The organism is Paenibacillus sp. FSL W7-1279 (assembly GCF_037969845.1).
Lineage (GTDB): Bacteria > Bacillota > Bacilli > Paenibacillales > Paenibacillaceae > Paenibacillus_AQ.
Genome location: NZ_CP150215.1, coordinates 5,036,219 through 5,059,541, shown reverse-complemented (window position 1 = coordinate 5,059,541; position 23,323 = coordinate 5,036,219). Strand labels below are relative to the sequence as shown.

Below are 23,323 nucleotides of genomic sequence, written 5' to 3'. Positions count from 1 at the left end.
CACTAGGCGCGGAATACCTCATGTTATGGGGTTTGTTACTGCGTGTTTCGTGGTCTCTTTTTTGCTGTCTTTTTTCATTGGAAGGGTAACGAGAGATAAAAACAGGGTAAATCATACTGGGAGGGATTCATTGTGAAGCAGGCACAGACGTTTTCAAGTTTGGACCGCAGGCGTCGATTTCAAGAAATGGCAGAGGGAACCTTCGATCTGATTGTCATCGGCGGCGGCATAACGGGTGCAGGAATTGCGCTGGATGCGGTCACGCGCGGGATGTCGGTTTTGTTGGTTGAGATGCAGGACTTTGCCGCAGGAACGAGCAGTCGTTCGACCAAGCTGGTGCATGGCGGACTGAGGTACCTGAAGCAGTTTGAAGTCGGCATGGTGGCCGAGGTTGGCAAAGAACGGGCCGTTGTGTATGAGAACGGACCGCATGTAACCACGCCGGAATGGATGCTCCTGCCGATACACCAGGGTGGCACCTTTGGGAAATTCAGCACCTCCATCGGGTTGATGGTGTATGACTTTCTGGCTGGCGTAAAGCGGGGAGAACGGCGTTCCATGCTGTCCGCATCCGAGACGCTGAAGCGGGAGCCGCTTCTGAAGCAGGAGGGCCTTAAAGGCGGCGGCTATTATGTGGAATACCGGACGGACGATGCCAGGCTGACGCTGGAGGTCATGAAGGAGGCCGCCGCCAGAGGGGCGGTCCTGTTTAATTACGCAAAGGCCGAATCGTTGAATTATGATGCAAATGGACAAATTACCGGTATCACCGTACGGGATATGCTGGGTGGCGGGGTCAAGTCCGTATCCGGAACCAAGATTGTAAACGCAGCAGGGCCGTGGGTGGATCAGGTGCGCGAAATGGATAAGTCCAAGAAGGGGAAAATGCTTCAGCTGACCAAAGGGGTTCATCTGGTCATCGATCAATCCAAATTCCCGCTTCGTCAAGCGGTGTACTTCGATACACCTGACGGCAGAATGGTCTTTGCCATTCCCCGTGACGGGAAGACCTATGTCGGAACCACCGATACGGTCTATAAGGCCGATCCTGTACGTCCCTTGATTACGGTGGAGGACCGGGATTATATATTGAAAGCTATACATTACATGTTCCCTGGTGTGAAGCTAAGTCCGGCAGACGTGGAATCGGGATGGGCGGGAGTCCGGCCCCTTATACTGGAGGAAGGCAAAAGCCCGTCTGAAATTTCACGCAAGGATGAAATATGGGAGTCCCCGTCCGGTCTGATCACCATTGCCGGTGGCAAGCTTACGGGCTATCGCAAAATGGCCGACACCGTTGTCGATCTGGTTGCAAAACGGATCCAAGAGAACGGCAGGAAAGCATATGGTGCCTGCGTAACGAAGAATCTGCCGATTTCCGGCGGTCAGGTTGGCGGATCCGGCCATTTCCCTGATTTTGTCCGCAAGCAGGCGGAGATTGGCGCCGCGCAAGGAATTGACCGTAAGCTCGCTGAACAGTGGGCGCGAATGTACGGATCTAACGTGTCGGAATTGTTCCGCCTGGCCAAAGAGGGCTCCGACCAAGCGGAGGCAGCGGCGCTTCCGGTATCGGTGCTGGTTCCGCTGATGTATGCGATTCAGCATGAGATGGCAGCGAAGCCGGCCGACTTTTTCATCCGTCGCACGGGTTCCCTGTTATTTCATATCGATTGGACGAGAAAATGGAAGATGCCCGTGATTGATTATATGGCTAGGGTACTGGGTTGGAGCGAGCAGCAGACCCGCGAATACACGAAGGAACTGGATGAGGAGCTGGTTTCGGCCACACAGCCGGCAGTAAGCGATCAATCGGCCCCGGCTTCAATTCCGCAAAACCCTTCTACAACGAAACTTTCATCTTAACCGGCATGCAATTTTAAACGGACGGAGGGCGGAGGGGATGACAAGGGTTGACGATCCCCTCTCAAATATAGAAGTAAGGGCACTGATATGATAATCTATATACGTTCACACTTGAGAGGAGAGATCACCCGATGAACCATAAAGCGTATGAAGGATCATATCACGGAGAGCGCGCGGTTTGGCTCCAGCACGGCCCTTACGAGGCGGCGATATTGCCCGAAATCGGAGGCAATCTCATTGCTTTTAGGGATAACGAAAGCGGTTACCGGTTCCTTCGCGAACCGGAAGAAGACGAAATGGAAGCATTCAAATCCAATCCGGGCGTACACGGCATTCCTGTTCTCTTTCCGCCTAATCGTTATGAGGACGGGCGGTTTCCATGGAATGAACAAACCTATCAGTTCCCGATCAATGAGGAAGCGACGGGCAATCACCTCCATGGTTTTTTACATACGATTCCTTGGAGCGTCGAGGATTTTGGCAGCAGCGAGTCTGAAAGTTACGTGGTGGTTTCGGTCACCATTGATGAGAATCATCCGGTGTATGCGATGCTCCCGCACCAGTTCACTTTCCGGCTTCGCTACACGCTGAATCAGGATGGCTTGGCCCAGCATGTGTTTATACGTAATCAGGGTACCCGCAGCATGCCGTGCCTGCTAGCCTTTCATACGGCGATCAATGCTCCGTTTGCCCCGGAGAGCACGGCGGATGATTGTGTCGTAAGAATAACGATCGGCGAACGGTGGGAAATGAGTGACCGGATGCTGCCGACCGGCAAGTTCCAGACTCTGACGACAGAAGAGGAGCTGCTTCGGACAAGCGGTGTAACTCCCTATTTTGATTCGATGGACAACCATTACACGGCCGTCCCGCAGAACGGCAGAAACCGTATGGAATTGACAGATACCAAGCTTGACAAAACATTCGTTTACGATGTCGGCAATTCGTATAAGCAGTGGATGGTATGGAACAACAAGGCCTCCCGGAAGTTCTTCTGTCCGGAGCCGCAGATCAACCTGGTCAACGCACCGAACGTAGACTTGCCTGCTGACGATATCGGTCTGTTCGGTTTGGCTCCGGGAGAAATTTGGGAAGCAACCTCAAGGCTGTATCTTAAGGATTAGTAGTCAGACCCTTTCCCCCAAAAAAAAGCGTATGGATTCTGGCACCCGGCTACACAGGGCGTTTACCATCCATACGCTTTATGTTTATTTGATTCCTTCTTCAACTGCCGGACGAAGAAAAAGTTTGTTCCTGTTTACGGCGGCGACTGCGTTTAATGCGATCCGGCATGACAAAAAAGACGATATACATAAGGATAAACAGCGTGAGTGCGATGAGTTCCTCAACGAAAATGTATACGGGATGCGGTCCAAGCAGGTCCAGCAGCGAAGCCGTGTCCGGCTTGCGCATCAGGAACATATAATTCGAGCCGACAGCGAGGTTGACCAGCCCGACAACGAATGCGGATACGTTTAGGAAGACCATCGTCCAGCCGATGGATTTCCAGGTTGGACGGTATCCTCGAACCCATGTCATGTACAAAGCCGTCAATATGATCGCGATATGGACGACGAAGAAATGAAAGAACCGGAAGTGTGGGAAAGGATAGCCCAGATTCGGTGTTAATATAGCCTGTAAGGCCCCTCCGATTCCGGCAAAGTAAACCAACGGATATAGGCGGCGTTCATCCGTAAGCAGGATGGCGATGGAGAGAAACAGGGTCAGACTGCACAATTCCAATGGAAGCGAAGTGGCAGGGTCCCATATTCCCGTTGACGCATACCAGATATGAAGGGAGGCTTCCGGTAACGAAAGCGCAGCAAGCAGTCCCCATCTCACGGTCTTTTGCAGAGAAGCATTGGAGGCGATTACGGTTCTAAACAAGTACAATAGTAAGCCAAGAGCGATAAACACCATAATGGCCATCCAATGTTCGATGGAGAAAGCAGTAAAAACTTCCGGATATCTCGGATCAAAATAGGGATCGATTCGTGATCATCCTCTCTATGTTCATAAGCCTTAGATTTGATATTACCATAGTGTGGAATGGGTTAGGAATAGGATCATATCTCGCATCCTTATGTATCATCAGGTACAACCAGACCAGAATACATTACATTTATGTGGGTGTGCAAGGCCCCAATAACCTGCCGTTATAAATTATGACGATGGAAGAGAGGTACATTTATGGCGAGCAAACGACAGGGAATCAAACGTTATGCAAGTCTCCTGCTTAGCTTAGCTCTGATCCTCAGCTTAAGCGGACTTGCTCCTCCAGGGGAAGCCGAAGCAGCCAGCTCCAAGTACAAAAAGTTTTTCGATATCAGCAAAAAGGGAGCCGCCATTCCCGGTTACTCCGGAACCAAAGAGTGGATTCCACAAGGGCTGGCTCTTGTTCCGAGCAAGAATTGGATCATTATATCGCATTATTGGGGAAATAAGGACAGCAATCAAGCCAGCAGCATTTCGATTACAAGCAGCAAAACCAACAAACGTATCAAAACCTTGTATTTGTATGAGAGCGGGAGCAAAAAACATACCGGGCATGTCGGAGGGCTTGCGGTCAGCAAAAAACATCTGTGGGTGGCGTCCGGCAAAAAGGTGTATAAAATTCCGCTGAGTACAATTAGCAGCAAGAAAGATTATGGCAATATTGTCATGACACCTTATGCGCTCGGTCATAAAGCATCCTATGCCACGTATTCCGACGGCATTTTATGGATCGGCGAATATATGGATGGCGAGGATCAAGGGGGCAAGCAGTGTGCGCCGGGACCTAAGGGCAAGCTGCGAGGCTATCCATTAACGTCCAGCGACGCTTTGCCGCCGAATCGGAAAGCCGCCTATACCTGGAGCACACCTGACCGTATCCAAGGGGCGGTCGTGACGAAAACTCGCGTTGTATACAGTCAATCCTGCGGACGCAACAATGCAAGCAAATTGCTCATATATACTCGTGGAACAAAGGGAAAGGCTGCGGCCACGCCGTTGACGATGCCTCCGATGTCCGAGAATATTGCGATGCGGGGCCATGACCTGTACGTTCTGTTTGAATCCGGTGCCCGCAAGTACAGAAACGGTGCATTGCCGCTGAAGCATCTATACATCGTTAATGCTAGGAAACTGAAGTTATAGCCTGTAAATTAAAAGATCCCGCCTCCGTTTGACCGGATACGGGATCTTCTGTTTTGTGCGCCTGATTCATAAGAAGAGCGCTGCTCTTAAACAGGCTGTTTTACTTCTGCGACAAGGCGCTTGAGCGATTCTTGCTTCCATCTCGGAATCCGAAGATGTTTAGCAGAAGGTGCCTTCTCCCCAAAGTAAACGATGCCTTGTTCTACCGTCGTGATTTTGTCAACGTTGACGTAGCAGTTGCCGCCGACATGATAGAACTGTTTACCGGAGAGCAGGGATGCGATTTTTTCGGCAGTCATTCTCTTTTTAATATTGTAGTTTCTGCCGTGAAAGCTGACCAAACCGTGCGATCCGGTTTTAAAGAACAGAATGTCTGTCTCCACCACGAAGTCCTCATACATGTTGCGGGATTCCGATACGTGCTTCATCATTCTGCTTCCCCCTTTTCCAAGATCAACATTTGATAACGCTTACATTCTAACATGTTTTCCCTGGTGTTGAAAGAACTTTTTATTTCGCATTAAAAAAAGCCCATACCGCAAGGGTAGGGGCTTGGACTAACATTTAAGGTGCAGCAGGTGCTTCAGGTGCTTCTGTTGCAGGATCTGCTGGCGTTTCAGCCGCAGTTTCGTCCAGCGTATTGGTGATGGTTGCTTTATCCTTCAGCTCCTGAATATAGGCTGTGGATTCGGAATAAACCTTCTGGTTCTCAAGCTGACTGCGGATTTCTTCCTTCTTATCTTCAAGGGTAGGGTTCGTAGCTTCTTTATGATCGGTAACCTTGATGATGTGGTAACCGAAAGAACTCTTCACCGGGTCGCTGATTTCGCCCTTCTTCAATTTGAACGCTGCTTCTTCAAATGCAGGGTCCATCTGGCCGCGTCCGAAGAAGTCCAGGTCGCCGCCGGTCTCCTTCGTAGCATCTTGGTTCTTCTCTTTTGCAATCGCTGCAAAGTCAGCGCCTTCCTTCAGCTGCTTCACGATGGCTTCGGCTTCTTCCTTGGTCTCGACCAGGATGTGGGATGCGCGAACTTGCTCAGGCGTAGCGAAACTGTCTTTGTATTGGTCGTAGATTTGTTTAATCTCATCATCGGTTACTTTGATTTTGTCGGCCATCAGCTTTTTGAGCTCGACCTGGGTTTTGGTCTGTTCTTTAAGATCGTCGAGCGTCATGCCGGCTTGCTGGAGCTGCATATTGAATTGGTCCTCGGATGGGAAGGTCGCCTTCAAGGCATCCACTTCTTTACTTACATCAGCGTCGGTCACCGTAATGGATTTCTTCTTCAGCTCCTGCTGGATCAATTCCTCTGTGATCATGGAATTGAGTGTTTGTTTACCGCCTGCGCTGACAAGCTCATCATACAGATTATCCTTGGTAATGTTAACGTCATTGACTTTAGCTATAGCTTCATTGCCGGATCCTTTGGCAAACGGAGGGACAATCAGGACGACGATTAACGCTGCCGCCAATACGAGCGAAGCGATCATCCAACCTTTGCTTCCGTTACCGCCGCCACCTGCAGGAGACTGTTCATCGAAATGCGGTTGATCCCCTGCCGGATGCATGAGTGCAGGCTGTTCGTTCTCATCCTTGTGAAGCTCGATAGGCTCCGGATAGGTTGAATCTATTCTTTCTTCTTCATGAGACAAGCTGCCCGGATCTTGTTGGTTATTCTCTTTCTCTTGGGCTTGTCCTTGTTCATCCTCGGGTTGCCCCGGATGGTTTGGCTGCAAATCGTTATCTTTCATTTAATGATTGACTCCCTTCGACTGCATGTAATAATGAGTTGGTTCATTCTTTAATCACTTTACCAGATAAGCCAAGGGTTTACCTTAAGAAAAAATAAAAATTGAAAAGATAAGCGAAAAAGGTGGAGCTGGGTCTACAGGATCAGCATGCCCGCTATACCGCATACGATTCCGAGCAGCACTACAGAAGCAACAACAAACCACATGACATTCCTCGGGAATGAGCGTCGTACCATGAGCAGGGACGGAAGACTGATGGCCGGCAGCGTCAGAAGCAGCGCTGCGGCCGGGCCCGCTCCGAGACCCGCTGCCATAAAGGCCTGAATGATCGGGATTTCCGCTGCGGTTGGAATGACAAACAGCATTCCCATCACGGAGAAGAAGATGACGGCCAGCAGCGTGTTTCCTGCAGCAGCTCCCAGATGCGGAAACATCCACACTTGCAGTGCGCCAAGGAGAAGCACGGCTATCAAATACGCCGGAACCACGCGAATCAGCATATGACCGATGCTGGCGAGCCAGCGTTTCCACAGCGGACGTTCATCGGTTTGATCGGTGCTCTCCGGCGCGTCAATCTCTACCGGATCCACCTCTTTGGCGAAGCGGTTAGCCAGGTAACTGACGCCAAAGGTCAGAATGAGGCCGAAGACTAAACGCAGCGCGGTAAATTTCCAGGATAAAACAAACGTCATAAAGACGAGGGTTGCCGGATTGATGGTCGGATTGCCGATCCAGAACGCGAGGGCGGAGCCCACGGACACCTTTTTCTTACGTAGACCGATCGCGATCGGTGCCGCGCAGCAGGAGCACATCATCCCCGGAATGGAGGCAATTCCTCCAATCGCCGTGCTGCCGAAGGTGGTTTTGCCGAGAACGCGGAGCAGCCATTGGGAGGGCAACAGCGACTGGATCAAGGTCCCGAGCAGAATACCGAGCACCGCCGCTTTCCATACTGCTTTAAAATACGTGACCGCATAGTCCCAAGCCGCTTGCCAAGAAGGCACGACATTGCCGGGCTCCATGCCTAATATGGAGGAGCCGATGCTGTGCTCCATAATAGCTTTGAGCGCTTTATCATAATAAGGCCACCACTTTACGTAGGTTAGCCCTGTTGCTGCAATGATGATGAAGACGGTGATAAACCAGATGGTTCTTCTGCGATCCGAATGATCGAAGGCCATTCTGCCGTCGCTTGAGTGATTCATGATCTATATTCCCCCGATGCGGTGTGAAATGATTTACATATCCAATCAATTAGTATATCACATTGTGAGCAGAAAGAAGAAAGATATTCCCGGTAATTGCAAGATATAGGAAGACCATTAGACTTGGAGCAGCCAATTTCTTATAATATAGATATTGTGTGTGATCACAAGTGTTAGTAAACGGACGAATATCAGATTATCCCCGGGGTAGATGAGACGTTTTTATGCATCCACGCCGGGTTTGTTGCATGTGCTTTATAAATTCAACTCTTAAGCGAAGGGAAGACCTGTGATGAGTCAATCGGAAAAAATAAAATTAACCTCGTATTCTTCTAAAGGAGGATGCGGCTGCAAGATCGGACCTGCGGACCTGGCGCAGGTCATTCGCAAGCTCCCGCAAGCCGAGCCGAATCCTAATTTATTGGTCGGTTTAGATACAAGTGATGATGCAGGCGTATACCGTCTCACGGATGATTTGGCTATGGTTCAGACCGTCGATTTCTTTACGCCGATTGTGGATGATCCCTATGATTTCGGACAAGTGGCTGCTGCGAATGCTATCAGCGATATTTACGCCATGGGAGGCAAGCCGCTGACTGCTTTGAATATCGTGGCATTCCCGATCTCAACGCTGGACAAGCAGGTATTGACGGATATTTTGAGAGGTGCAGGAGATAAATTGAAGGAAGCGGGGGTTACCCTGGTTGGCGGGCACTCCATCGATGATAAAGAACCGAAGTTCGGCCTTGCCGTTACAGGTACTGTCCATCCGGACAGAATAAGAACCAATGCCGGCGCTAAGCCAGGCGATGCCTTGATTCTGACGAAGCCGATCGGCGTGGGTATCCTTACGAGTTCCATCAAGAAAGATCTGTTAAGCGATGAGGAGATTCGCCGAGTTACCGCGGTCATGGCCGCATTGAACAAAACGGCTGCCGAGCTCATGGAACCGTATGAGGTGCATGCTTGCACCGATGTAACTGGTTTCGGTCTCCTTGGACATGCGCTCGAAATGGCCAAGGGAAGCGGCACGGGGATCCGTATTTCCAAACCTTCCATTCCCATTTTGGAGCGGGTTCGAGAGATGGCTGATGGCGGTGTTATACCAGGCGGTACGAAAAACAATTATGAACACGTGAAGGACGATGTGGATTTCCCGAATGACATGGATCAGATCGATAAGTGGATTTTGTGCGATGCCGTTACTTCAGGAGGACTCCTCATTGCGGTTGATGGCTCGCAGGCCGATCAGCTTCTGGCAGAGCTTCGCGAAGCCGGGCTGGAAGCCGGGAGAATCGGCCAGGTCGTGCATGACCATCCGAATCGCATTGTCGTTGAGTTATAAAGTGAATCGGGTTTTGTATCAATAAAGGAGCGAGCAGACATGTTTCAAGACATCACCGTAAAAGAATTAATGGAACTGCAAAGCAGCAAGAAGATTACTTTGATTGATGTCCGTTCCCCTTCAGAGTACAGGGATTCCACGATTCCGGGAAGTCTGAACATTCCGGTCTTCAATGATGAAGAACGGGCGGAGATCGGGACGATTTATAAGCAGGTGAGCGTGGATGCGGCTAAAGAGCGTGGACTTGCCATTATGTCGGCCAAACTCCCGAGCTTTGTGAAGCAATTCAAGGAGATCAAGGGAGATAAGGCGGTCTATTGCTGGCGTGGCGGCATGCGCAGCAGGACGGCCGCAACCGTTCTCTCATTGATGGATATCCATGTTAACCGGATTACGGGCGGGATTAAGGCTTACCGGAAGTATGTGCTGGATACGCTGGAGCATAAGAGTCTGGACGCGGAAGCATTCGTCCTTCACGGCTTGACAGGCACAGGCAAGACGGCAGTGCTTAGACAGCTTCAGCAGGAAGGCTACCCTGTCGTGGACCTGGAAGGGCTGGCAGGACATCGCGGCTCGATCTTTGGCCATATCGGTCTACAGGCGAATAATCAGAAGACATTCGATTCGGAATTGTTTGAGCGGCTGAAGCAACTGGAATCCTCGCCGTATTTGTTATTTGAAGCGGAGAGCAAACGGATCGGCAAAATCGCCGTTCCCGATTTCCTTATGCAAAAGAAGGAGTCGGGGGTAGCCATCGTGTTGGAACTGCCGATGGGGGAGCGTGTTCGCCAGATCCTGGAGGATTACAACCCTGCGGCTTATAAAGAGCAATATTTGGCGGCCTTTCAATTAATCAAAAACAGGATCCATACGCCTATCGCCGCGGAAATTGGCAAGTCTTTGGAAGAGGGGCTGTTTGCCCAAGGAATACAGCTGCTCCTTGAGCATTATTACGATCCCAAGTACAATCACTCCTTCAGTCAATACGAGGGCAGCACGCCCATCGTTGTGGCGGTAGACCGGGTGGAAGAAGCAGTGGATGCGGTTAAAGACATATTGCGGACTCAAATGCAGCAGAAGACCGGCGCGTAAGAATGCATTACAAACGTAAGAATGCATTACAAACGCTAATTGACAAAGCGGGACTGCTTTTATTTTGAGCTGGTTAATAGTACGAAAAGATCGCCCCTGAAGTAGAGCGGATAATAGCGTACCGCTTATACTTCGGGGCGATCTTTTTTGATAAAGGACTCTTTTCAAATGGAGGCTAAAGCTTTGGATATGGGAGTATCCCCTGAAATTAAGTCGAAGGAACGACGGAAGGTATTTTCTTCATCCAGTGATAACAGAATCGTTCGCGCTACATCCTCGCGCGGAATCGAACCGCCCCGGATATTCTCCACAGCGGCGATGTGTCCGGTACCAGGGTTATTCGTAAGTCCTCCAGGACGAATGATGGTGTACGTGAGGCTGCTCTGACGAAGCATGCGATCCGCGTAATGTTTGGCGGCATAATACGGTTTGATCTCCTCACTCCAATATTCCCGATGATGGGCCCCAATTGCACTCACCATCACAAAGCGCCTAACAGACGCCTGCTCGGCGGCTTCCATCATTTTGACGGCTCCGTCTAGATCGATTAACAGAGTCTTGTCGTATCCGGTAGCTCCGCCCGAGCCGGCAGCGAATACCACCGCCTGGCAATTCTTCGCTGCATCCGCAAGCTCCTCGACCGACCCTTCCAGGTTCGCAAGAACACACTCTATTCCGGCAGCTTGATATGGGGCTGCTTGCTTCTCCTTTCGTACCATTGCTCTTACGGTATAACCTTCATGCTCTTGCAACAGATGGGTAAGCTGTTTGCCTATTTGGCCGTTGGCACCGACAACGAGAACCTTCATGTGGACAACTCCTTATGGTAAAAATTCTCTTGAAAGAGTAATCATTGCGATTTTGACATAGACTACGGGATATTTCATGCATATCCCATATGGACTTTTCTTTATCTCAGGAAAATGATATTATCTTGTTTTCACCAACTCGCACGGATTCGAAACAAAAGGCAAAGGAGAAAAGAGAGTTGAGCGGACAGAAGCTACACACGACTTCAGGAAGACAACGCTGGATTTTCCTCATATCGATAATCAGCTTGATCGGATTTGCCACGCTGGCTGCTTTGGTAAAGCGGCAAAGCCTGGCAACGTTTGATTGGGCGATCCTAACAACGGTACAAGCCTGGGAGCATCCGCTTATCACGGATATTGCCATCGGGCTGTCGTTTATAGGCTCCATCGGACCGGTGATTGTGTTATGTCTGATTGTAATCGCCGTGCTATATTGGGTACTGGGGCACCGCATGGAGATTCTTCTCCTTATTGTAGTCGTCTTCGGTTCATCTATTCTGAATTTATTATTAAAATGGGTCTTTCAACGGGCAAGGCCCGACATCCACCGCTTAATTGAAATTACGGGATACAGCTATCCCAGCGGACATTCCATGGCCGCCTTCTCATTCTACAGCGTGCTCGCTTACTTGTTGTGGAGACATATTGACAGCAGGGCGGGGAGAGGAATATTAATATCCATCTCCGTCACCATGATTCTCGGCATCGGATTAAGCAGGGTCTATCTCGGGGTCCACTATCCAAGCGATATTGTTGGGGGATATCTAGCTGCTTGTGCTTGGCTTGCATTTCTGGTCCGATCTTACGAGAAGAGGATGGGAAAGCGGGCCAATTCGGAAGATGTGAATGAATCAGAAACTGCATAACATTGGAAGCGTAAGGGTAATTCATGTAATAGCGGTTCAAACGGAGGAGTATGTATCATGGTGTGTATCCATAGATGTGAAAATGGGTTAGGTAAGGAGGGCTGTCTGTGGCGTTTGGAGCAAGAATGTTCAAAACCGGCTTAGCCGTAACGCTGGCTCTTTATTTAGCCATGCTGTTTGATTTTAAATCCCCTGTCGTTGCCGCCATAGCAGCGATTTTTGCGATGCAGCCATCCATATACAGGTCGTGGAGATATTTCCTGGACCAGCTGCAGACCAGTACGCTCGGTGCGATTCTGGCGATGCTAGGAGGATACTTTTTATCGAATCAGCCGATTTCCGTCGGTTTGGTATGTATTCTAGTAATTATGATTTGCATGAAGCTGAAAATGGGCGAGACCATCGGACTTACGCTAGTTACGGTTATCTCCGTGATGGAAGCTTCCGGTCAATGGGATTTTGCACTCAATCGCTTTATTCTGACGATTATCGGTATCATATCTGCATTTCTTATCAATATTCTTGTGTTTCCCCCGAAACCCAAGGAACAGTACATCACGCGGATTCATATTGTATTTGGCAAAATGTCGCTGCTGCTGCGCACGGCCATCTCCCACGAAATGAAGGATTCGGTATACCGCGCGGAGAAGAAGGAACTGGAATCGGCGATCAAATCATTGTCCGATAAATACAATTTGTTTGAGGAAGAGCAGAAGAAGCTGAAGCGGGCGAAGTACAGTCAAGCAAGACAGCTGGTGGTGTATAAACAACTGCTTCAATCCCTTCGTAAAGGGTATGAAGTGCTGGATGCGGTCGAGAACCACTATTTCCAGGCGGAACGATCCGAAGAAATCGACGAGCAGTTTGATCACAATCTGGAGCGGTTAATGAAGTACCATGAGCATATTTTGTGGAAATTCGAAGATAAATTGAAACCGAATGAAGACGAGGCCGAGACCATGGCGGAGAACAATGAAACGTTCATGGAGCAGGTGATGTGCGGACCAGGCGCAAATCCAGGGGGGCTTCGACTGTCGGTGGTGGCCGCCTCCATGTATGATTACGGGTATCAGCTTGACCGGCTGAACCGGGTCGCGGATCAAATCAGCCGTGTCGTGGATGATAAAGAGCAGGAGGAAGCCTTGTTCTCGTGGCTGCGTAAATAAGAGAAGTCATCATGAGGGAGCCGATCAAGATGCCATATTTGATCGGCTGTTTTTTGCACCGGGATTATAGGACTCCTCTTGGCAGTGAGCCTTGGGAATGGTATTGTATATAGACGCAAAAAAACCGCCCCGGTGGGTCGGTTGTCTGAAATTCGATGTTGAATTATGCGGGTTACATTGCTATAATTAGCAATGGTTTGTCATTAAATAACGATGATTTGGTTAGAATATCACAATTGTATTATATCACAGACATATTACGCTGTCAACCAGTATATTAGGGGGATGAACAAATGGCTATCAGCGAACAGGATTGGCAAGAAGAACAGGCACGGGTAACGGAAGTGACAACGAAAATCGGTAATAAAATATCTCAGCTGGAAGCGAGCGTCGGGGATATCCGTGAAGTCGTTATTGATATGCGGAAAGACTTCTGGGACGAAGTAACGGTCAACTTCAGCAACCCGGATGATTTGGGTGAAACGTCCACCAACCTGAGGCAGCAGTCGCAGGTGCTGGCGGAACGTGAGCATGCTCATCTGCAATCCAGCAAGCTGCTTAAGAAATATAGAAAACTTGTGGAATCCCCTTACTTCGGACGCATTGATTTTCAGGAGGAGGGAACCGCGGAGACGGACACTATTTATTTGGGAACAGGATCTTTTTTGGATGAACATATGGAGACGTTTCTGGTTTACGATTGGCGGGCTCCAATCTCGAGCTTGTATTATGATGGGGCGCCCGGCCCGGCCCAATACGAAACGCCCTCGGGCACGGTTAAAGGCGAAATGCTGCTTAAGCGCCAATTCGTCATCCATAACGGCGAGATCAAGGTGTTGTTTGATACCGGCGTAACCATTGGAGATGAGCTGCTGCAGCAGGTGCTCAGCCATAGCGCGGATGATCGGATGAAGAGCATCGTAGCTACGATTCAGAAGGAACAGAATGCCGTCATCCGAAACGACAAAACCCGCATGCTGATCGTTCAGGGGGCTGCCGGCAGCGGCAAAACCTCAGCGGCACTGCAGCGGGTAGCTTATCTGTTGTATAAGTATCGGGAGACGCTTCGGGCCGACCAGATGATTCTGTTCTCTCCGAACCCCCTGTTCAATAGTTATGTATCCACGGTGCTTCCGGAGCTTGGCGAGGACAATATGCAGCAGACGACCTTCCAGTCCTATCTGGAACACCGGCTGGGCAAGGAGTTTGAGCTTGAAGATGTGTTTACGCAGACAGAATCCTTGCTGAATGCGGACGATTCGCCGCATTACCGTGCGCGACTTGAGAGCATATCCTTTAAATCCTCGGGAGCTTATCTGGACACCATCAGACGATACAAGGAATTGCTGGAGAAGGGCGGGATGCTCTTTAAGCCTGTCGTATTCCAAGGTAAGGTGATCGTCAGCGCCGACGAAATGTCCGCGCAGTTCTATAGTTATGATTCGGCGGTTAAACTCGCTGGCCGGATCGACCTGATGAAAGAGTGGATGCTGAAACGTCTGTCGGAGTTCGCCCAGAGCGAAAAAGACGCCCCGTGGGTGGAGGAGCAAATCCAGCTCCTGGATACGGAAGATTACCAGCGGGCCTTTCAAACGATGAGACGTAAGCAGAACCGGAAGTCGGACACGTTTGACGATTTCGATAAAGAAAGGGATGTCCTTGCCAAAATGGTCATCAGCAATCGGCTCAAGCCGGTTAGACGCTGGATCAAGCGGTTTCGATATGTGGATGTAAAGGGCATGTACCGAAAATTATATACCGATGAATCGCTATTTCGCCGGGCGGCCGGAAATTTGGAGACGCTCCCGGACTATTGGGAGGAAATCTGCAGTCTCACCGCTGCGTCACTGGACAACAAATCGCTGCTGTATGAGGATGCGACTCCGTTCCTCTATCTAAAGGAGCTGCTTCAAGGTTTCCGCACGAACACGTCGATTCGTCATGTGATTGTCGATGAGGTACAGGACTATTCGGGATTTCAGCTGGAATTCCTGAAGCGATTGTTCCCGCGAGCGAAAATGACGGTGCTGGGCGATCTCAATCAAGCGATTTACGCACATGGAGAGGCGCTTGGCAATCTGGAAAATCTGGTGAGTCTGTACGGCGAGGAGGATACGGAGGTCATCAATCTGACGCAAAGCTACCGGTCCACGTATGAAATCGTTGATTTCACGCGGCAGATGATACCAGGCGGGGAACGGATTGTTCCATTTAACCGGAGGGGCGAAGCTCCACAGGTGGTTGCGGTGAACGATACAGAACGTCTGCATGAAGCGATAGTCTCTGATATCCGTGAGCTTCACGAACAGGGATTCCAGTACGTGGCGGTGATCTGCCGGACAGAAGAGGAGAGCAGACGTGTACACGAGCAGCTGTCGGCAGATATACCAACGCGATTAATTACCAAAACCACTCCTGCATTTGAGAAGGGAACGCTTGTCGTTCCTGCCTATCTGGCCAAAGGGGTGGAATTCGACGCGGTGATCATATACAACGGCTCCGAGGATGTGTACCATCGCGAAAGCGACCGCAAGTTGTTCTACACCGCGTGTACGCGTGCCATGCACAAACTTCATGTATATCATATCGGGGAAAAAAGCCACTTTATACCGGATCAAAACTAAATGATTTAAGGTCTGTCTGCGCAACATCTCAGGCAGGCCTTTTTTTTTCATGAATGATATATGAAAACCAAGCATGTTTCATAGAAGAGGAAAAAAACGGAAGCGAAATTAGGAAGCGGTAAGGAGCAAGCTTTATACCATAAGGAGGGAGTTATCCAATATTTATCATGATTTGACCGGTGATTAATAATATTTTTCAATTATTTTCGGGAAAAGCGCTTTCTCGATCGCCGAGTCTATTCATTTTTGACATAAATTTGACGAAAAAAGGTTTGGGGGTATACTACTTATCAAAGGTCGGGTGCTTGCGGATGAAGATAAAAACAAAATTAATTCTTTCGTCTACGATTCTTGCAGTGGTAACGTCGGTAATCGTAATTATCGCGTTTATCACTTCGAATATGACGGAGAAGAGGTTCAGCAAGATTATTGAAGTGGATCAGAAGGTCATTTATAACCTGACGCAATTGGAGACTCTATTGACGGGCGTCTCTAATGATGAACGGGGGTACCTATTGACCGGTGATTCGACCTTTGCAGATTCATTGAAAGCGAAGCAGGAGTCCGTCGCCAAACTCATGGCCGAAACCAAAGGCTTGATGACGGCTGAGGAAGACCGCAACGTTTTTAACGAGATCGAAACCGGGTATGTCATATACACCGAAGCCGTGAATGAGGTGTTAAACAAATTAGGGTATGACACCGGTTTTTACAAGGCTGTGCCGTTCCGGGTATATGAAGCTGCTTTTAACCAGGAACGCGAAGTGCGCAAGTCCTTCAGTACGCTTATCGCACAATTTACAGTACATAAAAATGAAGCCTTGGCTAAGCAGGCTGATCAGATTGCGGCCAGCAGCCGATTTCAGAATTCGATCATTATGTTGATCGGAGTTGCAGCCGTTGTTTATTTTGCCATACAAGGATATCTTCTTACCCGTTCGATTCGTCCTTTGAATCAGATGAGCGATCAGCTATTGAAGATTGCCGAAGGCGGAGGGGATCTGGTTACCCGATTACAGATCAATACGAAAGACGAAATCAGGGATGTAGCTGACGCATATAATAAATTGGTCGATGGCTTCAGGGAACTCGTCGTACAGGTGCAGGATACGGCCGGCAAAGTCGGTATCGCAGCTTCGACACTGCATTCCACAACCGAGGAGATTCGTCAAGCTTCCCAGCAAACCTCAGGTATTATGGAAGAGCTGGCGGCCGGCGTAGAGAACCAGCTTCAGGATACGGAGGAAACGACGGCTACGGTAACGGACATGGCGGAAGGAATGAAACACATCGCGCATGCCGCCCAAGACGTCTCCGGCTTGGCAGCAACGACGAACCAGCTTGCGGCTGAAGGGGAACAGGCACTTATCCATACACTGTCACAAATGGAAGGCATACGCACCAGTGTGGATCAATCCGCGCAATCGGTGCGTGCGCTCGGCGAAAAGGCCTCCAACATCGGAGCGATGGGTCAGATCATTATCGAAATTGCGGAGCAAACATCATTGCTTGCCTTGAATGCCTCAATTGAGGCCGCTCGGGCGGGCGAGCATGGCAGAGGTTTTGCGGTTGTAGCGGCTGAGGTCCGGAAATTGGCTGATCAGGCATCGAACTCCTCCGTCGAAATCAGACAATTCGTCCATGAACTTCAGCAGGATATTGTTGATCTGGCCGGTGTTATGGAGCAGGGGACCCGCGAAGTGACCGAGGGCATGAATGTGGCACAAGGAGCCGAGAGGGCCTTTAAGGACATTGAGCAATCCGTCGGTGAATTGAATGAACAAATTCAGAGTGTCACCGCTGCAACAGAGCAGATGAACTCCGGAGCGGGAGAGCTTGTTCACGCCATCCGCCGAATCCAGGAGGTCACCGAGACGACGGCAGGGGGAACTCAAAGCGTCAGTGCCGCCACGGAAGAGCAACTGGCCTCGATGGAGGAAATTACCAATTCCGTTGAAGATTTGAATGTCATGTCCAGCAAGCTTCGGCAGTTGATGTCCGGCTTTAAAGTATAAATAAGGAAAAAATGTATATGGGAAAAAACGGCCACCTTGCAATCATGCATATTCCGGGGAAAAGAACCTACAATATGGATGACAGATAACGCAAAGGTGGTCTTCTCTCATGGAAAACAAGAAATGGGATCTGGTTGCCCTTGCATCCATACCACTCATCATGACGTTAGGCAATTCCATGCTGATTCCCATTTTGCCGCAGATCTCCAAAGCTCTAGGGATCAGTTCCTTCAAAGTTAGTATGCTTATAACGGTGTATGCTGTTGTAGCCATCTTACTGATCCCGATTGCCGGTTATTTATCGGATCGGTATGGACGAAAGAAGATCATCATCCCTAGCTTGATTATTGCGGCATTAGGCGGAGCTGTCTCGGCTGTGGCTGCCTGGATGCTGAGTGGGACGGCGGCATATTACGTTATTTTGGCAGGACGGTTTCTACAGGGAATTGGTGCTGCCGGGGCATTCCCCATTGTCATTCCGCTTGTCGGCGACATGTTTAAAGAGGAAGAAAAGGTCAGTAAGAGTTTGGGCATTATCGAAACCTCCAATACGTTTGGCAAGGTAGTCAGTCCAATACTGGGCGCCCTGCTCGGAAGTTTTATCTGGTTTTTGCCTTTTATAGCGATTCCGGTTCTTTGCCTGATCTCTATCGTGCTTGTCATTTTTCTTGTGAAGACACCCAAGTCGAACAACGACGATAAACAATCCATACGCGAGTTTTTGAAAACAACCAGGCAGGTTTTGCACGAGAAGGGAAGATGGCTGTATGCGATATTCGCCATCGGCGGCATTGCGATGTTTGGCGTGTTCGGCGTGCTTTTCTATTTGTCGGAGACGCTCGAGAGCACTTACAATTTGCATGGTGTGATAAAAGGGCTGGTGCTTGCGATTCCGCTGGCTTTGTTATGCCTGTCTTCCTATTTAGCCGGTAAATTCACGGGCAAAAATAAAGCGGCTAAAAAGTGGACCGGTTTCGCGGGTATGGCCATTTTGACGGCTTCTCTGATCGTCACCGGATTTAGTTCGCAGATTTATTTTGTCGTCGGTATGATGACACTTGGCGGCATCGGGATCGGGATGGTACTGCCATGCATGGACACGCTGCTGACGGAAGGCATAGAGAAGGAGCAGCGAGGTACCATTACCTCGCTATACAGCAGTATGCGTTTTATCGGCGTATCGCTCGGACCTCCAGTTGTCTCGCTGCTCCTCGGGGCGAATCATTGGGTGCTGTTCGGCACTTTGGCAGCCGTCGCGGCTGTAGGCAGTCTGCTCACCTTATTCGCCGTGAAGCCGGAGGCAAAGGAAGACGATACCGGAGGGAATTCATACCGAGTCGACTTCAAGAAACCCCAGGGCTTGAAAAAGAAAGGTCTTGTCCATAAATAATGGACAAGACCTTTCTCATATCTGGATATTTTCTTGGATTTGCACCCATTGCTAACTCTGTTAACCAGCAGCAGTGGGTTCGGTATCCTCAAGCTGTGACGTTCCTTTGATGCGTGATTGACCGGTTACCTGCATGATGATATAAATCAGGATTAACATCACAAGCGCAATGGCTGAATAACGGTACATGATCGCGTAGGAAGTGGATTTGGCGATGGAACCGAGCGCGATCGAGCCGATAGCGACACCGAAATCCAGAGAGTTAAAGAACATGCCGTTGGCCATGCCGCGCTGCAGCGGATGAACCTCCTGAATCATCCAGGTCTGGATGGATGGCTGCATTGCACCGAAGCCAAGGCCATAACATAATGCCGATAACAGCATAGTTCCCGTCGATGTGGCGAAGGTCAGTAACAACAAACCGGCGACCATTAGAATAGCAGCGGGTATAACCAGTGCCTTGTGTCCATACCGGTCATAGATTCTGCCGGAGAACGGCCGCACCAAAATAATGGCAATGGCATTGAACAAGAAGAAATACTGGGGATTCCGGAGGTGAGCCTCGGTGCCGAACAACGCCATGAAGCTCAACAGTCCGCCGTACGTAATGGACATCAAAAAGTTAAGGACGCTGGGCAGAATCAGCTTTTTATTGAATGAACCTTTAGGTTGCTCCTCAACTCGAGGTTGAACCGCTGCGGGGAGCTCCATATTTCGTTTTGCTGATCTTGACGTCAAAACGTAGGCGAGCGGGAAGATAAGTACATTGATCATGACGGTGATGATCACAAGCGGTGTGAACCCCCCGTCTTGCAGGAGCGTCAAGCCGATCATCGGTCCGATCGACATAGCGAGCGTAGTGGATAAACCGAAGTACCCCATGCCCTCGCCCAGCCGTTTGATCGGGATGACGTCCGATGCCATCGTAGGAAACGAGGTGCTGGTCATGCCAAAGCCGATGCCAAACAAAACGCGCATCAGCAGCAGAAAGGCAATGCCGGATGCCCAGTAATAACCGAGCGTAGCTGCCAGTGAAATGAACAGCCCGACGTACAGGAGCAGGCGCAGCTTCCCTTTTTCCAGCGCTTTACTTGACACGAAGCGGGAAGCGATCGCGCTGAAGGCGAACACGCTGGTTATCAGGCTGACCTGCAGCGGGCTTGCCATAAACGCCTCCTTGGCATATGCGGGCAGCGTGGTCAGCATCATCTGCAGGGTCAGAAACAGAAAAAGGTTGCTGACCATCAAGGTGATGAATTCTTTGGTCCATAATCGTTGTTTTGTATTCATTTCATTCATGTGAAACATCACTCCTGTTTGTCTAAGTTGTGTATGTTGGCATTGATGCGCGAGAGCGTGTCCCAGAACATCTCTAATTGATGATCGTCAATGCCTTCGATTAACTGGCTTCCGCATTGACTTTCGATGGTTGTGGTTGCCTCGATCAATTCTTTGCCTGTATCCGTCAAAAAGAGCTGGAAAGCTCTCCGGTCGTTAACCGAAACGGATTTGCGAGTATACCCTTTTTTCTCGAGCAGATCCAAAATACGGGTAGTGGTTGGTTGGTCCTTATCCGCTTTGGCGGCAACTTCCTTTTGATTTAACCCTTCGTGCTCTCCGATGTGGTATAGAACCAGCCATTGCTCGGGGGTGATATCATAGGGCTTCAGGGCATTGGCAAACAAATGCGATGCGCGGCGATAGGTGTAACCCAGATGAAAACCGATGGAGGGGTTGCGTTTAGGCACTTTCAAGAAACAAGTCACACCTTTCATTTCAAGTTTTCAAAAATAGTTGTCTAAACAATTATATGCCTGACATGCAAATCAGTCAAACCATTCAAAAAATTAATTATCTGCATGACAGGGTTTCGTTCAACGATGTGGAATATGAAAAATGGAATGATAACATAGCTCTAACAATTGCGAGCTATATTTATAGTACAAACCAATATCTAACCACTCAGGAGGAAGTACAAATGTCACAATTGATTAATTTTGCACACCGCGGGTCATCGGCCATATGTCCCGAGAATACGATGGCTGCTTTTGCCAAAGGCTTGGAACAGGGAGCTACCGGGATTGAAACCGATGTTCAGATGACGAAGGATGGAAGGCTGGTTCTGATCCATGATGAGAGTGTCGCCCGTACCACGGGGGCCGAGGGGCTAGTCAAGGATTATACATACGATGAGCTGGCCAAGCTGGATGCAGGCTCATGGTTTGGAGCGGTTTTTCAAGGGGAACGGATACCGCTGCTGGAAGAACTGCTGGAATTAACGAAAAATCACGGCACGATTGTTAATATCGAGCTGAAGAACGGATCGATTCAATATCCCGAGCTGGAAAAGCGCGTGATCGAGACCGTAAGACATTACAATATGTCAGAGCAAATCGTCATCTCAAGCTTTAATCATTATTCCCTGGTGGAGTGCAAACATATTGATCCTGAAATACGAACTGGCCTGTTGTATGGCGAAGGGTTATACAAACCGTGGGAGTATGCCAAATTGGCTAAAGCGGATGCTCTTCATGCATACCATCGCGCAGTTCTGCCGGAATGGGTAGAGGAAGCGAAACAGCATGGCGTAGTCTATCACCCTTGGACCGTCAATGACGAGGAGCAGATGAAAGCCTTGATCGATGCCGGCGTGGCGGGCATTATTACGGATTATCCGGATGTACTCGGGGGATTGCTACAAATTAAGGGAGCGTGACTTTGTGAAGAAAACATGGCTGCTGGGCTTTGGCTTTTTCAGCATTAGCATTACCTGGGCGCTGTACAATGCGTTTGTGCCCTATTTTCTGGAGGATTACATATCTAGTGTTGCCCTGATCGGTTTCTTTATGACGATCGACAATTACTTTGCCTTGTTCTTGCAGCCATGGATCGGAAGTCGCAGCGACAGGACCCACACCCGGTACGGCAGAAGAATGCCTTACCTGCTCATCGGTATGCCGCTTGGCGCTCTGTTTACCGCAATCATTCCGTTTCACAACGGGATGGCGACATTGATACTGTTCATGGTCCTCATGAACCTGGCCATGAGTCTGTATCGTTCGCCTACCGTTTCATTAATGCCGGATATTACGGAGGAGAAACGCCGCACGAGAGCCAACGGCATCATTAACTTTATGGGGGGCATAGGGTCCATATTGGCTTTTGGCGTGGGTTCGGTGCTGTACAGTGCTCATCAGTCCCTGCCTTTTATTGCCGCAGCGGGCATAACGCTGGTGTCGTTGTTCATTTTGAGAACGTTTATCCAGGAGAAGCGTGACGCTCCAGGCTATCAGGCTCAGACGGCCGCCAAATCTAAAGTTTCCTTTAAGAGTCAGATCAATCGGACGACGGTGCTGCTCTTGGCGGCGATATTTTTCTGGTTTGTCGCATATCAAGGGGTTGAGACGCTGTTTACTTTGTACGGGAAAAACGAGATGGGGCTAACGGAATCGCAGGCTTCCTTTTCCCTGACGTTTTTTTCGCTCGCCTTTGTTGTGTTCGCCATTCCAAGCGGATGGCTTGGCGGTAAATTCGGCAAGAAACGGATGATTCTGATCGGCGTCAGCGGGCTGTTGGTTGTCTTTGCGCTCGTACTATGGGTTGAGTCACTGCTATTGCTTCGCATATTGCTGACCGTTGGCGGATTATTCTGGGCTTGCATCAATATCAACTCCTATCCATTTATCGTATCTACAGGATCGGAGGACAGCATTGGGACACGGACGGGAATGTACTATTTGGTATCCTCACTTGCGGCAATCTCGTCACCGCCTCTTCTGGGCAAGCTTATTGATGGCATGGGGTATTCGATTCTGTTTTATTGCGCCGCAGGCAGCATGCTGCTCGCGCTGATCTGCGTGCTGATGATCCGGCATCAGGAAACGGAAAGCCCTGCAAACTCGCAGACCGCTTCCGCCAGCTTGTCCTAGCCGATTTGATTTTTTGATATCCGAAGGTTCGGCTCCTGCTGGTCAGTGTGTACGGAATAACATTGACGAGAGCTTGCCGGCACAGGTAGAATCTAATATCAGATAGATTTGAATTAGAATATGCCGGCA

At 49.6% G+C, this 23,323-nt stretch carries 19 protein-coding genes; 12 read left to right on the top strand and 7 right to left on the bottom strand.

Annotated elements, in window-relative coordinates:
- Positions 1-132 precede the first annotated feature (132 nt).
- Positions 133-1,863 (top strand): glycerol-3-phosphate dehydrogenase/oxidase, encoded by a 1,731-nt coding sequence (locus tag MKY82_RS22725; protein WP_339218439.1) that lies wholly within the window; start codon positions 133-135, stop codon positions 1,861-1,863.
- A gap of 131 nt (positions 1,864-1,994) precedes the next feature.
- The gene (locus MKY82_RS22720; protein ID WP_339294405.1) at positions 1,995-2,987 is read left to right on the top strand and encodes an aldose 1-epimerase; all 993 of its coding nucleotides are present in this window, start codon (positions 1,995-1,997) and stop codon (positions 2,985-2,987) included.
- A gap of 100 nt (positions 2,988-3,087) precedes the next feature.
- On the opposite strand, the gene MKY82_RS22715 is transcribed toward MKY82_RS22720, so the two are convergent.
- Positions 3,088-3,783 carry a TIGR02206 family membrane protein gene (locus MKY82_RS22715; RefSeq protein ID WP_339294404.1) on the bottom strand — a complete coding sequence of 232 codons (696 nt, stop codon included), beginning with the start codon at positions 3,781-3,783 and terminating at the stop codon, positions 3,088-3,090.
- A 270-nt stretch (positions 3,784-4,053) separates the two neighbouring features.
- Here MKY82_RS22715 and MKY82_RS22710 point away from each other — a divergent pair, with 270 nt between their 5' ends.
- Positions 4,054-5,001 carry a hypothetical protein gene (locus MKY82_RS22710; RefSeq protein WP_339218435.1) on the top strand — a complete coding sequence of 316 codons (948 nt, stop codon included), beginning with the start codon at positions 4,054-4,056 and terminating at the stop codon, positions 4,999-5,001.
- A gap of 86 nt (positions 5,002-5,087) precedes the next feature.
- Here MKY82_RS22710 and MKY82_RS22705 read toward each other — a convergent pair whose 3' ends face one another.
- The 3 genes from MKY82_RS22705 to MKY82_RS22695 all read right to left on the bottom strand — a co-directional run bounded on the left by MKY82_RS22705 (position 5,088) and on the right by MKY82_RS22695 (position 7,955).
- Positions 5,088-5,432 (bottom strand): LytTR family transcriptional regulator DNA-binding domain-containing protein, encoded by a 345-nt coding sequence (locus MKY82_RS22705; protein ID WP_009590070.1) that lies wholly within the window; start codon positions 5,430-5,432, stop codon positions 5,088-5,090.
- 133 nt (positions 5,433-5,565) lie between these two features.
- Positions 5,566-6,750, bottom strand: a complete 1,185-nt coding sequence (locus MKY82_RS22700; protein ID WP_339294403.1) for a peptidylprolyl isomerase — start codon at positions 6,748-6,750, stop codon at positions 5,566-5,568.
- Positions 6,751-6,884: 134 nt separating this feature from the next.
- The gene (locus tag MKY82_RS22695; RefSeq protein WP_194543631.1) at positions 6,885-7,955 is read right to left on the bottom strand and encodes a permease; all 1,071 of its coding nucleotides are present in this window, start codon (positions 7,953-7,955) and stop codon (positions 6,885-6,887) included.
- Positions 7,956-8,247: 292 nt separating this feature from the next.
- Here MKY82_RS22695 and selD point away from each other — a divergent pair, with 292 nt between their 5' ends.
- Together selD and mnmH are read left to right on the top strand one after the other, a co-directional pair.
- On the top strand, positions 8,248-9,300 hold the full coding sequence (selD, locus tag MKY82_RS22690) for a selenide, water dikinase SelD (protein ID WP_339294402.1): 1,053 nt from the start codon (positions 8,248-8,250) through the stop codon (positions 9,298-9,300).
- Between the two features lie 39 nt (positions 9,301-9,339).
- The gene (mnmH, locus tag MKY82_RS22685; protein ID WP_194543629.1) at positions 9,340-10,392 is read left to right on the top strand and encodes a tRNA 2-selenouridine(34) synthase MnmH; all 1,053 of its coding nucleotides are present in this window, start codon (positions 9,340-9,342) and stop codon (positions 10,390-10,392) included.
- A gap of 164 nt (positions 10,393-10,556) precedes the next feature.
- Here mnmH and MKY82_RS22680 read toward each other — a convergent pair whose 3' ends face one another.
- On the bottom strand, positions 10,557-11,201 hold the full coding sequence (locus tag MKY82_RS22680; protein ID WP_339218427.1) for an SDR family oxidoreductase: 645 nt from the start codon (positions 11,199-11,201) through the stop codon (positions 10,557-10,559).
- A gap of 179 nt (positions 11,202-11,380) precedes the next feature.
- On the opposite strand from MKY82_RS22680, the gene MKY82_RS22675 reads away from it, so the two are divergent.
- The 5 genes from MKY82_RS22675 to MKY82_RS22655 all read left to right on the top strand — a co-directional run bounded on the left by MKY82_RS22675 (position 11,381) and on the right by MKY82_RS22655 (position 19,265).
- Positions 11,381-12,070 (top strand): phosphatase PAP2 family protein, encoded by a 690-nt coding sequence (locus MKY82_RS22675; RefSeq protein WP_220684556.1) that lies wholly within the window; start codon positions 11,381-11,383, stop codon positions 12,068-12,070.
- Between the two features lie 107 nt (positions 12,071-12,177).
- Positions 12,178-13,236: an aromatic acid exporter family protein gene (locus tag MKY82_RS22670; RefSeq protein WP_071220011.1), complete on the top strand. Its 1,059-nt coding sequence runs from the start codon at positions 12,178-12,180 to the stop codon at positions 13,234-13,236.
- A 293-nt stretch (positions 13,237-13,529) separates the two neighbouring features.
- Positions 13,530-15,860: an RNA polymerase recycling motor HelD gene (gene helD / locus MKY82_RS22665; RefSeq protein WP_339294401.1), complete on the top strand. Its 2,331-nt coding sequence runs from the start codon at positions 13,530-13,532 to the stop codon at positions 15,858-15,860.
- A gap of 311 nt (positions 15,861-16,171) precedes the next feature.
- A complete protein-coding gene (locus tag MKY82_RS22660) occupies positions 16,172-17,875 on the top strand; it encodes a methyl-accepting chemotaxis protein (RefSeq protein WP_339294400.1) in 1,704 nt (567 codons plus the stop codon).
- A 109-nt stretch (positions 17,876-17,984) separates the two neighbouring features.
- Positions 17,985-19,265 (top strand): MFS transporter, encoded by a 1,281-nt coding sequence (locus tag MKY82_RS22655; protein ID WP_194543624.1) that lies wholly within the window; start codon positions 17,985-17,987, stop codon positions 19,263-19,265.
- Positions 19,266-19,325: 60 nt separating this feature from the next.
- Here the strand turns inward: MKY82_RS22655 and MKY82_RS22650 are convergent, their stop codons facing one another.
- Both MKY82_RS22650 and MKY82_RS22645 read right to left on the bottom strand, forming a co-directional pair.
- Positions 19,326-20,564 (bottom strand): MFS transporter, encoded by a 1,239-nt coding sequence (locus tag MKY82_RS22650; protein WP_220684559.1) that lies wholly within the window; start codon positions 20,562-20,564, stop codon positions 19,326-19,328.
- 8 nt (positions 20,565-20,572) lie between these two features.
- Positions 20,573-21,013, bottom strand: a complete 441-nt coding sequence (locus MKY82_RS22645) for a MarR family transcriptional regulator (RefSeq protein WP_308116327.1) — start codon at positions 21,011-21,013, stop codon at positions 20,573-20,575.
- A gap of 230 nt (positions 21,014-21,243) precedes the next feature.
- Between MKY82_RS22645 and MKY82_RS22640 the strand changes: the two genes are divergently transcribed.
- Together MKY82_RS22640 and MKY82_RS22635 are read left to right on the top strand one after the other, a co-directional pair.
- On the top strand, positions 21,244-21,981 hold the full coding sequence (locus tag MKY82_RS22640; protein ID WP_194543622.1) for a glycerophosphodiester phosphodiesterase: 738 nt from the start codon (positions 21,244-21,246) through the stop codon (positions 21,979-21,981).
- Positions 21,982-21,985: 4 nt separating this feature from the next.
- Positions 21,986-23,194: an SLC45 family MFS transporter gene (locus tag MKY82_RS22635; protein WP_339294399.1), complete on the top strand. Its 1,209-nt coding sequence runs from the start codon at positions 21,986-21,988 to the stop codon at positions 23,192-23,194.
- Positions 23,195-23,323 lie beyond the last annotated feature (129 nt).

Coding starts and splice junctions, on each gene's coding strand:
- MKY82_RS22650 (WP_220684559.1), bottom strand. CDS start 20,564: ATGAATGAAATGAATACAAAACAACGATTATGGACCAAAGAATTCATC.
- MKY82_RS22710 (WP_339218435.1), top strand. CDS start 4,054: ATGGCGAGCAAACGACAGGGAATCAAACGTTATGCAAGTCTCCTGCTT.
- MKY82_RS22680 (WP_339218427.1), bottom strand. CDS start 11,201: ATGAAGGTTCTCGTTGTCGGTGCCAACGGCCAAATAGGCAAACAGCTT.
- helD (WP_339294401.1), top strand. CDS start 13,530: ATGGCTATCAGCGAACAGGATTGGCAAGAAGAACAGGCACGGGTAACG.
- MKY82_RS22640 (WP_194543622.1), top strand. CDS start 21,244: ATGTCACAATTGATTAATTTTGCACACCGCGGGTCATCGGCCATATGT.
- mnmH (WP_194543629.1), top strand. CDS start 9,340: ATGTTTCAAGACATCACCGTAAAAGAATTAATGGAACTGCAAAGCAGC.
- MKY82_RS22700 (WP_339294403.1), bottom strand. CDS start 6,750: ATGAAAGATAACGATTTGCAGCCAAACCATCCGGGGCAACCCGAGGAT.
- selD (WP_339294402.1), top strand. CDS start 8,248: ATGAGTCAATCGGAAAAAATAAAATTAACCTCGTATTCTTCTAAAGGA.
- MKY82_RS22655 (WP_194543624.1), top strand. CDS start 17,985: ATGGAAAACAAGAAATGGGATCTGGTTGCCCTTGCATCCATACCACTC.
- MKY82_RS22715 (WP_339294404.1), bottom strand. CDS start 3,783: ATGGTGTTTATCGCTCTTGGCTTACTATTGTACTTGTTTAGAACCGTA.
- MKY82_RS22695 (WP_194543631.1), bottom strand. CDS start 7,955: ATGAATCACTCAAGCGACGGCAGAATGGCCTTCGATCATTCGGATCGC.
- MKY82_RS22705 (WP_009590070.1), bottom strand. CDS start 5,432: ATGATGAAGCACGTATCGGAATCCCGCAACATGTATGAGGACTTCGTG.
- MKY82_RS22660 (WP_339294400.1), top strand. CDS start 16,172: ATGAAGATAAAAACAAAATTAATTCTTTCGTCTACGATTCTTGCAGTG.
- MKY82_RS22720 (WP_339294405.1), top strand. CDS start 1,995: ATGAACCATAAAGCGTATGAAGGATCATATCACGGAGAGCGCGCGGTT.